The organism is Ruegeria sp. YKSD163 (assembly GCF_059612905.1).
In genome coordinates this window covers 14,474-27,793 of sequence record NZ_JBXWRM010000035.1, presented here as the reverse complement: position 1 = coordinate 27,793, position 13,320 = coordinate 14,474, and the positions used below count along the sequence as shown (strand labels likewise).

The 13,320-nt window shown below is 65.6% G+C and carries 8 protein-coding genes; 2 read left to right on the top strand and 6 right to left on the bottom strand.

What is annotated here, in order from left to right:
- The 5 genes from AC2FNA_RS23445 to AC2FNA_RS23425 form a co-directional block, all read right to left on the bottom strand.
- Positions 1–1,371 (bottom strand): M10 family metallopeptidase C-terminal domain-containing protein (locus AC2FNA_RS23445; protein WP_496830752.1); only part of this gene is annotated, 1,371 nt, incomplete at its 3' end.
- Positions 1,372–1,557: 186 nt separating this feature from the next.
- Positions 1,558–4,389: a calcium-binding protein gene (locus AC2FNA_RS23440; protein WP_496830750.1), complete on the bottom strand. Its 2,832-nt coding sequence runs from the start codon at positions 4,387–4,389 to the stop codon at positions 1,558–1,560.
- A 160-nt stretch (positions 4,390–4,549) separates the two neighbouring features.
- Positions 4,550–5,587: a hypothetical protein gene (locus AC2FNA_RS23435; RefSeq protein ID WP_496830748.1), complete on the bottom strand. Its 1,038-nt coding sequence runs from the start codon at positions 5,585–5,587 to the stop codon at positions 4,550–4,552.
- A 10-nt stretch (positions 5,588–5,597) separates the two neighbouring features.
- Complete coding sequence (locus tag AC2FNA_RS23430) at positions 5,598–6,728, bottom strand: rhamnan synthesis F family protein (RefSeq protein ID WP_496830746.1); 1,131 nt, start codon at positions 6,726–6,728, stop codon at positions 5,598–5,600.
- Between the two features lie 21 nt (positions 6,729–6,749).
- Positions 6,750–7,550 carry an ABC transporter permease gene (locus tag AC2FNA_RS23425; protein ID WP_496830744.1) on the bottom strand — a complete coding sequence of 267 codons (801 nt, stop codon included), beginning with the start codon at positions 7,548–7,550 and terminating at the stop codon, positions 6,750–6,752.
- A 94-nt stretch (positions 7,551–7,644) separates the two neighbouring features.
- Here AC2FNA_RS23425 and AC2FNA_RS23420 point away from each other — a divergent pair, with 94 nt between their 5' ends.
- Together AC2FNA_RS23420 and AC2FNA_RS23415 are read left to right on the top strand one after the other, a co-directional pair.
- Positions 7,645–9,411 carry a KpsE/RkpR family capsule polysaccharide export protein gene (locus AC2FNA_RS23420; protein WP_496830742.1) on the top strand — a complete coding sequence of 589 codons (1,767 nt, stop codon included), beginning with the start codon at positions 7,645–7,647 and terminating at the stop codon, positions 9,409–9,411.
- Between the two features lie 5 nt (positions 9,412–9,416).
- Positions 9,417–10,079, top strand: coding sequence for an ABC transporter ATP-binding protein (locus tag AC2FNA_RS23415; protein ID WP_496830740.1), 663 nt, complete (start codon positions 9,417–9,419; stop codon positions 10,077–10,079).
- A 57-nt stretch (positions 10,080–10,136) separates the two neighbouring features.
- Here AC2FNA_RS23415 and AC2FNA_RS23410 read toward each other — a convergent pair whose 3' ends face one another.
- Positions 10,137–13,199 (bottom strand): M10 family metallopeptidase C-terminal domain-containing protein, encoded by a 3,063-nt coding sequence (locus tag AC2FNA_RS23410; RefSeq protein ID WP_496830738.1) that lies wholly within the window; start codon positions 13,197–13,199, stop codon positions 10,137–10,139.
- Positions 13,200–13,320 lie beyond the last annotated feature (121 nt).

Here is a 13,320-nt window from a genome sequence, read left to right as displayed (position 1 = left end):
CGCGGTGCCAGCCTCCAGGTCGACATCCAGCCGGAACTGCAGATTGGTCCGCCCCGGCGTGTCGGGCAGGTCGATGAACGAGACCATGTCGTTGCCGTCCCCGCCATCAATTGTGTCATTGCCACCCCCCGGCGTGATCCAGTCGGCACCGCCCCGCGCCTCAATCCGTTCCGCCGCAGAGGTCCCGGACAGAGACTCGCCCCCATCCGTCCCGGTGATCGCTTCCGGCAGGGTTTGCGCCTGAAGCACGGAAAAGCTGATCGTCCGGTCGCTGAACCTGATCTGCTCCACATCGCGATGCACAAGATCGCGGCCCTCGGAGGAGACCAGGATCAGACCGGCATCCGTGGTTTCGATCCGGGTCTCGCTCGAGGCCACGTTCAGGCGGACGATATCGGTGCCGCTGCCGCCGATCAGGGTATCGTTGCCGGCTCCTCCCGTCAGGGTGTCGTTGCCGGCGCCGCCTTCGAGCCGGTTGGCCACGCCATTGCCGGTCAGCTGGTCATTGCCGCGCCCGCCGATACCGTTTTCGATCGTCACCCCGTAGGCGATCATGTAGCCGCCCACACTGCGCGCCGAGGTCGAGCTGTCGGACAGCGAGGCCCAGCCCAGCCCGCCGGCCTCGGTCCGCAGCGTCGCCGCCCGCAGGTCGATCACCGCGGGGCCGGTGCTGGCGCTGAAATCGATCGCATCGGTGCCGTCGGCGTCCCAGATCGCGACCAGTTCCGAGGGGATCTCATAGACATCATTGCCGGTCCTGTGGGTCGTGTTGGCCCCGTACATCGATTGCAGCCCGGCGATATCGAGCACCATCAGCGAGGTCGGCAGCGCCACGTTCACATTGGGAAATTCCCGAACCTCTCCCTGTTGGTAGGACATCACCGTGTAATAGATGGAGTTGAAGCCGAAATCCCCCGGAGAGGAGACGCTGGTGACACCCGGCAGCGTCAGGGTGTTGAACCCGGTATCGAACGGATGACCCAGACCAAAGGAATGGGACAGCTCATGCGTCAGCAGCGAGGCGTCGGCGCTTTCGACCACGAAGATATTGCCGCCGGCATAGCCCGAAAAGCCACCCGGAACAGCCTGGACGATTTGCAGGTTGATATCGGCGCTGGCCGCGTTCGAGGTTTCGCGCAGGGTGATGTTGGCCACGTCCATGAGATCCTGGGCGGCCGCCCGAAAGCTTGCCTTTTCCGCCGCGGTCCAGGCCCGGGTGACGCTGGAACCACCGGGAAAATTCTCGGGATTGTCAACCGGCTGCAGGGCCGGGGCAAAGGAGTATTCCACCACGCCGCTGCGCGTGAACTGGCTGGCCACCGCTCCCAGCAATGAATGTGTGGCCCCGCTGAGCCCTTCTGCGCCTGCCATGTCTGTCGTCTCCTGCTCGGTCGTTTTTTGGTCGTTCCGGATCGTGTTCGGTTGTCCCGCGGCAAGGGCGGTCTCCTAAGGGAGCAATATGTCGATTATATGCCTTGGGCGCGCTAACTCTATGCTAACGGCCCCCCGGATAACAGGGGAGCGGGCCATGTGGGGCCGGAACGTGCCGGAAAGGCCTCACAACTCCAGATCCCAGATCCGGATATCGCCGTCGTCGAAACGGAAATATTCCACGTCGATCAGCCTGTCGGTGCCGTCCGGCCCGCGAACGGTGACCGCGTTGTCGGCGGTGCGGGCCAGGCGGTATTCGGCCCGGTTGCCGTCAAAGAGCGCGTAATCCGACCCGCCGCCGCCATCGATCGTGTCATTGCCCCGGCCGCCCTTGAGATAGTCGATCCCGCCATATCCGAACAGGGCGTCGTTGCCGGCCAGGCCCGACAGCTGGTTGCGCCCGGCATTGCCGCCCAGCCGGTCGCCGTAAGGCGAACCGATCAGGTTCTCGATCTCGAAATAGAGATCCAGCGCCGCATCGCCGCCGGTGCCGCGCCCGGTCTCCTGTCCCGCCACCCGGGCACCGTTGTTGAGCGCCGCCGAGACCCCCGAGGTGGACCGGTAATAGGTCACCGTATCGACCCCGTCGCCGCCGAAATAGCGCTCGCGCCCGCCGGTCGAGCCCACGAACCAGTCATAGCCGCCCAAGCCCCGGAAATCGTTGGAATTGCCATCGCCATGGAACACGTCCTGCCAGCTCGATCCGGTGATCCGTTCGATGCTGACATAGCTGTGCCCGTTGGCCAGGGCGCTGTTCCTGGCGGTATCGGCCAGGTCCACCACCACCCCGGCGACATCGCGGGTGGCCGGCGGCGCGCCCGACCCGAACACCGATCCCGCCACCACGTCGCGGGCGCCCTGCCAGTCCACATAAGAGACCATGTCCTTGCCATTGCCGCCGTTGAGCGTGTCGTTGCCGGGGGTGGCCACGAACCAGTCGTAATCGCCCAGGCCCCGCAACTCGTCATCGCCGGCGCTGCCCTTCATGTAATCGGCATAGATGGTGCCGGTCACCCGCTCGACCGAGATCAGCCGATAGGTATTGGCCGCAGAGGTCTGCGCGGTGCCGGCCTCCAGGTCGAGATGCAGCAGGAATTCGGTATTGCTGCGTCCGGCCCGGTCCGGCAGGTCGACAAAACTGACCATGTCGCGCCCGGTGCCGCCATCGATCGTGTCCTTGCCGGTGCCCGGCACGATCCAGTCCCAGCCGCCGCGCGCGCGGATATGATCGTTGCCGGCACCGCCAGAGAGCGTGTTGGCGGCATCGTCACCGCTCAGCCGGTCATTGTGGCGCGACCCGGTCACCGCCTCGATATTGCGCAGCGTGTCGCCCAGGGCCGCCCCCGCATTGGCGCCGCTGTCGGCCAGGTCGACGATGGCGGCGGTGGGGGCATTGGCATAGCTGATCGTGTCCACCCCGGCGGCGCCGTCGATGGTATCGGCGCCTTCGGACCAGATGAAGGTGTCGTTGCCCGCATCGCCCAGCAGCGGCAGGGTGGGCGGCATCACCGCCCGGCCGTCGCTGAACAGGATCCGCCCCTTCAGGTCGTCGGCGGTAAGGCTGCGACCGTCATGACTGCGGATGGTCAGGATCTCGTCCCCCCAGCGCAGCGACGCCCCACCCGTTGCCGAGAGCACCCGCAGCCCGCCCGGATCGGTCAGAAAGCCGAAGCCGGACAGGTCGATCCGGTCCTCGGTCCGGTTGAAATCCTCGATCCGGTCGCTTTCGGCATCGGGCGAGATCACGAACAGATCTGCCCCCGCCCCCCCGGTCAGCGTATCGCGGCCCTGACCGTCGATCAGGATGTCGTCCCCGGCCCCCGCCGACAGGCGCTGGCCGCCGTCCAGCGCCGTCAATACGTCGCGCCCGGCGGTGCCGTCGCGGCCCCGGGCGGTGATGCCCACCTCGCCCAGGTCGAGCTGAAACCGGGTCAGCCCGGCGTCGCGGGCGGAGAGGGCAAAGAGGTCGATGCCGCCCGGCCGTTCGACAAAGCGCAGCTGCCGCACCCCGTCCAGCGCGGTCAGCATCCCGTCCACCACGCTGTCCAGCAGGGCCAGCCGCCCGCCCGGCAGCATCTGGAACAGCGACAGCCCGCCATCATTGCCGGCGATGGCGGCCAAGACCTGCCCGTTCACGGTGATCGTGTCCAGCGCCGCGGCCCCCGCGAACCGGGTGCCCAGCGTGTCCAGCGCCTGATCGACAAAGCGCAGGCTGCCATCGGCGCCGATCTCGAGTACCGTCAGCGAGTTGCTGCCATAAGAGGCCACCAGCGCAAAGGCCTGGCCGCCCTGTTCGACCACCTCGACCGCGGTGGGCCGGTTGATCGGCAGGAACTCGCCCCGGCCGAAACTGTCGATCTGGCGCAGCCGCCCGTCCGACCGGATCTCGAGCAGGTTGACGCCGCTTTCCAGCGCCGAGACCGTCACCACGAAGGCCCGGCCATCCAGCGTGATCCCGTCCATCGCCGAGACCCCGCCCAGATAGCGGGCGCTGTTGTCGGAGACCGTCGAGGGCTGGGTCGGCACGCCATTTGCATCCAGCCGATAGACCGCCGCCCCGGACCCGGCGCTGCGGGCGGCCACCAGATAGGCCTGGCCGCCGACCTGCCGCACATGCAGGGCCAGCAGATCCCCGGCAAATCCGGTCTCGTCCAGATAGACCTGGCCGCTGCCCTCCCTCTCCATCAGGCGCAAGAGCGTGGCCCGGTCCAGCCGGTGGCTGCCGCCCTCGATCTCGATCTCCACCTGCGTGGCGTTGCGCCCGGTATCCCGGGTCCGCACCGCACCCGTGTCCAGCAGGGCGCTGCCCAGCTGCCATTCGCTCTGCGTCCGGGTGACCGGGTCCTGCAGGATCAGCACCGGCGTGCCGCCCGCATCGGACACATCCAGCCGCGCCACCTGGCTGAGCAAAGGAAAATCGGCTGTCCAGATCGACTGGACAAACGACAAAACCCCCATTTTTCAATCCCACTCATGCGCCCCCACGCACGAGCTCAGGATTGTTAAAAGAGATTAACGCGGCCTCTTTCAAACATGGCGAAAGCAAGGCTTCTCGACAGCATTCTATTAAAACAGATTAAGGTCTGGTGAAGCGGGAGGGGCCGGAAACCCGCCTGCCTCAGGGCCGGAACCAGGCCCATCCGCGGCCGGGCCGGTTCCGGGCTGGCGGCATCCGGTAGAGCGCGGCGGCCAGCCGGGCCCAGTCATGCTCACCGATATCGTCGCGGAACAGCATGTCCGCGGGCGGATCGGCCTCCTGGAAGGAGAAGCCCGGCTGCACCGGCTGCACCCGCGCGGCCAGCTCGGCATTGCCCGGCGCGAACCGGCTGCGGAACTTGACGTATTCATAGCGCGCCAGCAGGCTGGTGGGCCGGTCCGGGCCGCGCCCCTGACGCAGGCTCTCGGCGATCCGCGCGCACATCTCCGCCGGGGGGCGCTCGTCCGGGCCGGCAATCAGGCTGGCCAGGTAATAGACCAGCGGCTCGGGCGAGATATTGCCCTGATCCGCCGAGGGCTGGCGCAGCTCGCCAGCCGCCAGCCCGGTCTCCAGCAGATCGAGAAAGACCTGCGCCAGCCCGCCGGGCGCGGCGCTTGCCTGATGGTAATCGACCAGGTGGATCTGCTCGGGGGCAAAATGGCCGATCAGGGTATTATAGACACTGGCATGGTCGATCCGGACCCCGCTGGCCATGCGCTTGTCAAAGGCGCGCCGCACATAGGGATGGATCGCGCGCGGCCCTATGTTGCGGGCCTGATGCAGCCAGACCGATTGCACCAGCTCGGCCTGCCGCCGCATCGTGTAGACCAGCCGCAGCTCTTCGAACCCGGACAGGCGGCGGGCCAGATCCGCCAGATCCACCCGCCGTGCACCCCAATGCGAGAACAGTTCCGAGGACAGCAGCACCGTGCCCGACCCCCGGGCATGGCGGTCCAGCTCCTGCCACAGCGCCTCGGCGCCACCGGCGGCCCCGGCGGCCTGCAGCGCCTCGGGCACATCCAGCCAGAGCGCGGTCAGCCCGTGCTGGGCATAGCCGTCGCCGGTGGGCGGATAGATCACCCCGGCCCGCGCCAGCAGGTCCCGGTTCAGGTGGAACAGGTGTTGCAGGTAGGTGGTGCCGGTCTTGTAGGCGCCCATATGCAGGACAAGTCTCGCCATCGTGCCGCCCCTAGCTGTCGGGCCGTGGCGGGGCGGGGGCGTCCAGCGCGCGCGCCTCGCACAGGCCCAGCCCGGCGGTTGTCGCCAGGCATCCCAGAACCCGCTCCATCGCATGGGCGGTGGTGCCGTCGACCAGCGCCTGTTCCGGCTCGAAATCCGCGGCACCCAGGCCCAGGGCCGCGATCCGGTCCAGCAGGGCGGGTTTGATCCAGTAGATCGAACCGGCGGCAAAGACCAGTTCTCCGGCCTGTTCCCCGACCCGGGCCAGCAACGCCTCGGCCCGGGGCCGGTTCGCGCCCCACCAGTCGGTCCCGCGGCAAAGCTGGCCATCGGCAACCCAGAGCGCCAGGTCGTCCCGGTCCAGAAACGCCCGCAAACGCCGCCGGATCACCTCCGGGTCTCCCAGCACGCCCTCCACCAGGGTCCTGCGCCAGGGATCGCCATCGGCCCGGTGCGGCGATTTCTTGCCATGCAGCTTGCACACCGCCCGATAGCGGGCGAGCAGGCCGGAATTGACCAGATGTACAAACGGTAGGATGTCGCGCCCGCGATTGGGAAACACCCATATCCGCGCCCGGGGAAACGCCGCGCGGATCCGCGCCCGCAGGGTTTCATCCGCCCCGGCCGGGCCACAAAGCGTGACATAGAGATCGAAGTCAAAGTGCTGCCCGGCCAGCGCCCGGGCGAAATCACCCCACATCTCAGGGTAATAGAGATGCAGAACCACCGCGTGATCCGCCCCCGGTTGCGGCGCATCCCCGGGGCCGATCCGGGGCAGGGTCACCCCGTCGCTCTCTCCGCCGCCCGGCGGCAGCAGGGCGGTCCGGTTCTCGGCCTGCCCGGTCCCGAGGTAATGCAGCAGGGCCCGGGTGCGGGCCGGGTCGAGATCGGGATTGTGGAACAGATAGGCCCGCGGCGAGAACTCCGCCGCCGGGCTCAGCCCCAGCGCCTCGCCGAACAGCGCGTAATGGCGCTCGGGCGCCAGCCGGAACAGCCAGCGCAGGCGCGGGTTCGAGGCCAGATAGAAGGCCCGGTCGAAATACGCGCTTCGCCGCAGCAGCCGGACATAGGCGCGGGTCTCGGCATCCGGCCAGAGAAACCGGCCCAGGATGCGCAGACGGCGGGGCAGGGGGTGATCCATCGTCAGGCCTTCCTCTCCGGCCTAGCGCATCAGCAGGATGTCCTTGTGGTGCCGGGTCAGGAACAGCAATCCGAAGATGCCCAGCACCAGGGAGATGACAAAGACATAGAGCGGGCTGACATAGACCGCGTCATAGGTCGCGAAGAACCCCTTGCGCATCTGGCTGGTGATATGGGGCAGCGGGTTCAGCATGAACAGGTCGCGAAACCGGGCCGGCACGTTCTCGGGGATGAAGATGACCCCGGCCAGGATGAACATCGGGCGGTTGCCGACCGCCCAGATCCGGGCCCAGACCGGAAAGCGGGTGGACAGGTAACAGTTCATCACGCCCACCGACAGGGTAAGCGAAACCAGCATTCCGATCGCCAGCATGATGGCCGGCCAGTTCAGAATCGGGTTCAGGTCGAAGATCCAGATGATGCCCGTCATCACGATCACCATGACCAGGAACTGGGTCAGCGCATTGAGCAGGAACCGGGCCAGCAGCGCATCCATGAAGGTGACCGCCGGATAGGACAGGAACGGCCGGGAATAGCTGATCGAGGCGGCGATCTGACCGCTGATCGACATGTAGAACAGGAACGGCAGCAGGCCGGTCGCGTAGAAATAGGGAAAGTTCGTGCCCAGGCTGGGACTGCGCAGGATCAGGTTGAACACGACGCTGAGCAGGGCGATGCCGGCGATCGGTTCCAGAATCGCCCAGATATACCCCCCCGGCGAGGTCCCGTAAGAGGTGCTCATTTCCCGCAGAACCAGCGCGGAGATGCTCCGGAACGTGCGAAAACGGCGGGGTCCTGGCTGTTGCGCCGCGGGAAATGCCATGGTTGGGATGCTTTCAATAACTCTGGATCAGGATGGCCTTTGTCGGTAAAGCAAGATAAGGATTTTGTTAGATAATTGAAAGAACGGAATAGACGTGGCCGACACACCGTCATCTGCGAACCCGAACCCGACCTCCCCCTCTGACGAGACCGCATCGGACGATGCGGAAACGCGGGACCAGGCCGATACCGGCTCTCAGGACAATCTCCTCAGCGACCCGGGCTGCGAGGACCGTACCCTCTGGCTGGGCAGCCTGGGTGCCACCGTCACCCGGCGCAATCACGACCAGTCGGAACCCACCTCGTCCAGCGCGCTGCGCGTCACCTTCGGCGAGGAGGGCAGCGGCGGGGTCTATAGCGAGGCGATCCCGGCCCCGGGGCTGCGGCATCGCCGGTTCCGGGTCCGGTTCATGGCCCGGGCCAGCCGGACCGGCATCCGCGTCCGCTATCAGATCGCCAGCCGCGACGACGTGGGGCGGTTGCAGTCGCACGAATCCGGGCTCAGCCGGCTGACCACCAGCTTCACCCGGGTCGAGGATTACGTCACCCTGGGCGATGCCACGGTCGAGAAGATCTATCTGCGGGTCTTCGTGCGCAACGAAGAACACCAGCAATGGTTCGAAATGACCGATGTCGAGCTGACCGATGTCACCGACAGCGTCGTCGACCAGGCCCCCGAAGCCGCCCCGGCGGCCCGGCCGCGGGATACCGGCACATCGCCCACCGTGATCGAGGTGGCCCCCGCCGCCCAGCCCGCCAGCATGAAGGCGCGGCACTGGATACTGCTGCTCAGCTTCCTGCTGGCGGTGGTCGCGCCGACGCTGGTGGCGGGCTATTACCTTTATACCCATGCCGCCGACCAATATGCCTCGACCGTGGCCTTCACGGTGCGGCAGGAGGAAAGCGGCTCCGCGCTCGAGGTGCTGGGCGGGCTGCGCAACCTGTCGGGGGCCAGCTCCACCGATACCGATGTGCTCTATCAGTTCATCCAGAGCCAGGAACTGGTGCAGGCGGTGGACAGGGAGCTGGATCTGCGCAGCCTCTATCGCAAGCCGGAATACGACCCGGTCTTTACCCTGACCGAAGACGCCTCGATCGAGGAACTGGTGGAGTACTGGACCCGGATGGTCCGCATCCTCTACGATCCGGGGACCGGCCTGATGGAGGTCGAGACCCGCGCCTTCGAGGCCGCCGATGCCAAGGCGATCTCGGAATCGATCTTTCGCTATTCCGGCGACATGATCAACGAGCTGTCCGCGATCGCCCGCGCCGACCTGACCCGCTATGCCAAGGAAGAGCTGGACTTGGCCATCGAGCGGCTGAAAGAGGCGCGCCGGGCGCTGACCGTGTTCCGCAACGAGACCCAGATCGTCGATCCCGGCGCCGATATCCAGGGGCAGATGGGCCTGCTGAACTCGTTGCAGGCGCAACTGGCCGAAACCCTGATCGAACAGGATCTGCTGCGCGAAACCGCCCGGGCCAACGACCCGCGGCTGGAACAGGCGAAGCTGAAGATCGAGGTGATCGAGAAACGCATCGGCGAGGAACGCCGCAAGCTGGGCGTGAGCGGCCAGCATGGCGACACCGGCGTCTTTGCCGATCTGGTGGGCACGTTCGAAAGCCTTCAGGTGGACCGGCAATTCGCCGAGGAAGCCTATGTCTCGGCCCTGTCGGCCTATGACTCCGCCGTCGCCGAAGCCCGCCGGCAGAGCCGCTATCTGGCCGCCTATGTCCGCCCGACCCTGGCGCAGACCCCGCAATATCCGCGGCGCGAAATCCTGCTGGTGCTGACCGCCCTGGTCATGTTCGGCATCTGGGCCATCCTCAGCCTCGTCTTCTACAGCCTGCGGGACCGCCGGTAACCGTCATGACCCTGCGACTGGAGCATGTCTCGAAAACCTTCGTCCTCAAGGGCGCGCGCAAGGTGATCGCGGACGACATCACCCTCGAGGTGCCCAAGGGGCGCTCCATCGCCCTGCTGGGCCGCAACGGCGCCGGCAAGTCGAGCCTGCTGAACATGATCGCCGGCGCGATCCAGCCGGATTCGGGCCGTATCGTCACCCTGGGCACCGTGTCCTGGCCGGTGGGGTTTTCCGGCAGCTTTCACCGCGACCTGACCGGGGCGCAGAATGCCAAGTTCCTGGCCCGGGTCTATGGGGTGGATACCGGCGAACTGCTGGCCTTTGTCGAGGATTTCGCCGGGTTGGGCGCGCATTTTCACCAGCCGGTCCATACCTATTCATCCGGCATGCGCTCGCGCCTGGGCTTTGCCTGTTCGATGGGCATCCATTTCGACATCTATCTGGTCGACGAGGTCACCGCCGTGGGCGATGCCGCCTTCAAGCGCAAGAGCGAGGCCCTGTTCATGAACCGGCTCAACAGCAGCGGCGCCCTGTTCGTGTCCCATTCCATGGCCTCGGTGCGGCGGGTCTGCGACGCGGGGGCGGTGCTGGAAAACGGCCGGCTGACCTATTACGACGATCTCGACGAGGCGATCAGCGTGCATGACCGGAACATGCGCATCGGCTGACCCCATCCGCGAGCGGGGGAGGGGGCATGGCGCAAAGCGGCGCCGGGTCCGGGCGGATCACACCAGGTCGAAATCGCTATTGGTCAGCGCAAGCCCGGTGCTGAGGATGGCGAATTGCTGCGCCGCCCCGGCGCCAGTGCCATCCGCATCGAAGAACAGCGCGCCGCTGTCGGTGTCATAGATGATCCGGTGGTCGGCGGTCTGCGCCGTGCCCGAGGTATCGGCGAAAAAGGCGTTGGCCGCCAGCGCACCCGCCGACAGGGTGTCGAAGATCGCCACCGACAGTTCGATCTGGTCGTCCACGACGCTGTAATCGCGGATGGTGTCGATATTGCCGGCCCCCAGCGCGGTCGAGAACACGAAGGTGTCGTTGCCGCCTTCGCCCGACATCTCGTCGGTGCCCTCCTTGCCGTCGATCCGGTTGTTGCCGCCATTGCCCTGGATCCACTGGCCCAGCTCGTTGCCGGTCAGGCTCAGGTTCGAGCTGCCAAGGCGCGAGGTGGTGTTGATGCTTTCGACCTCGGACCCCGCCGCCAGGGTAAAGTCCTTGCTGGTCGAGACCCGGTCGAACGTGCCTTCGCCCACGGCCTCGACAACCGTGGTGCCGGCGCTGCGCACGATATAGACATCGTTGCCCCGACCGCCGATCAGGGTGTCGCCGTTTGCAGCGGAGCCGCCGCCATCGCCGAGATAGTTCTTGCCGTCATTGCCGATGACCGTCTGTTGCGAGGTGTTGCCCTCGATGTTGCGGCTGTAGGTCGCAAAGCGCGAGGTGGTGGTCAGCAATTCGATGAACACCCCGTCGGCCAGCACGTAATCGACCCCGGCCGCCAACCGGTCATTGGCCCCCTGGGACGAGGATTCAAAGACCTGCGTGCCGGCATTGTAGACCCGGTAGATATCGTTGCCGCCCCGGCCATGCAGGATATCCGCGCCCGCGCCGCCGCCATCGCCCAGCGTGTTGGCGCCGTCATTGCCGACGATGGTCTGCGACAGTTCATTGCCGAAAAGGGAGATGGCGGTACTGCCGCCGGAATTGGTGGTCGAGAGAATTTCGATATCCGTCCCGGCCGTGAGCTCGAAGCTGGACAGGCGGCGCACGGCGACATGATCCCCCGTCCCCTGGCCGGATGTTTCCGTTATCACGTCGCCGACATTGTCGACGTAGTAATAGTCGTTGCCGGTTCCGCCTTCCATGACATCGCCGCCCAGCCCCCCGGTAAGCGTGTCATTGCCCGAACCTCCGTCCAGGGTGTCGCTGCCATTGCCGCCGTCAAGCGTGTCGTCGCCGACACCGCCCCGCAACGTGTCATTGCCGTCGTTTCCGGCGATCTCGTCATTCCCGCCGGTGCCGTCGGCAATGAACTCAACGGCCCCCGCCGTGACAAGAACCGGGGTTCCGGGTGCCACCAGATTGACGAACTGGCTGTTTGCCGCGTCGACCGACCAATGCGCCTTGAGATTGGGCATCGCGGTGGCGCTGACCTCGGTAAACGCGTCCGCCTTGATCTCGTCGGCGGTGCGGGCGACATCGAAAACCCGGATATCGCCCAATCTGCCGGTCAGGGATTGCGCGCCGTCGAACCCGCCGCCCAAGGTATCCTGATCCTGCCCGAACACCAGCGTTCCGCCCGTGGTCACAGCCCCTGTGGGAAAGGTCGTGCTGGCCAGGACGACACCATCGACATAAAGGGTCACCGTACTGCTCGCATCGGCGTCGACCACAAGGGCCATCCGGTGCAGGTCGCCGTCGAACAGGCCCCGGCCATCGACGCCGGTATCGACAAACTGGTCGTTGTAGTAGAGTTCGATCTCGCCATCGGTGCCAAGCCCGACAAGGAGTTCGTTGAACGACCCCGGGACGGCATAGGACAGAAAGCTCTGGAAGCGCCCGCTGAAAGGATGCGCATCGGATCGGAACAGCCAGTCGACCGTCAGATCGCCGGCCGGCATGGCAAAACCCGCCACCGAAACGCTTTGGTCGGTCGGGAGGCCGTAGTTGAGCCGGACCATGTCGAAATTGCCGTCACCCAGCAGCAGATCCGCATCCTCCCCGCCCAGCAGGGTGTCGTTGCCCCCGGCGCCCAGGACGGTATCGTCGCCCGCGCCGCTTTCGATCCGGTTGGCGGCCTGGTTGCCCACGATCCGGTCATTGCCGGTTCCGCCCTTGGCATGTTCGATCAGTGACCGGGTGTCGTTTTCGAACAGCCGGGCATTGGCGACGTTGAAATCCGCGGGCACCCGGGCACCGGTCTTGCCATTCAGATCGGCAAGCTGCGCATCGTCGAAAATCGAGAATTCACCGGGCGCCAGGTCGATCTTCAGGTTTGTGGTGTAATTGCTCAGATCATAGGTGTCTTCGCCATCGCCGTCCCAGATGGTTCGAAAGATCCGGTTGCCGGCGGGCGCACCCTGCCCGGTGCCGTTGATGGACATCTCTCCGGTTGTCGTGTCGAAGGTATAGGTGGAATTGCCGCTCCAGACCTCGCCCGTGGTGGCGTAATTGGCCCCGTACAAAAACTGAAGGGCCGCGATATCGAGGATGGGAAAGGTTTGCGCCCAATCGATGGGCCCGCCGTCGAATGTCCCCTGAGTGTCCTCGAAGAAGTCGGTATAGGTTACGGTCGTGTAGTTCTGGGAATCGAGGCCAAACGCCTTGAAGGCGGGAAATTCATGACCGTGCTCCAGCCCGAAAGCATGTCCAAGCTCGTGCAGGATATAAAGATAGGCCTCGTTGCCGCTGATCGGGTTGTCCACCTCGGGAGAGGCGTAAACTGTATCTCCGTTATACTCGCTGGTCCCGGGTAGGCCTGCGAAGGCACCGAAATTTCCCACTTCGGAATGCAGTGCAAACACGGCTTTGTCCCCGGTTCCGTCACCGGGCAACTCGCTGAATGTCAGGGTGGTGAAACTTGCCACCTCGGCAAAGATCATGCGGGCGGCGGCTTTCTGAACGTCGTTGAACGCCTGGAAAGGGCCACGGGTTCCAACAGTATAGCCATAATAGGAGGCTGCATCGGGAAAGGCGAAGGTGAGGTGGGAATCGGCCCATTTGAATGACGCCAGCCAGGAGTCGAACTCGTCGGTTGAGGTTCCCGAAGCGACGACATTGGCGCACATGTGCGGTTCCTTTCAAATTTCTCTTCGAAACGACCCATGCGGATGCGCGCAGAGCAGCCCGGATCAATGAACTCGGCCAAGACCCCTGGAAGAGAGGTCATCCGAGCGTGATGGCGGCGGC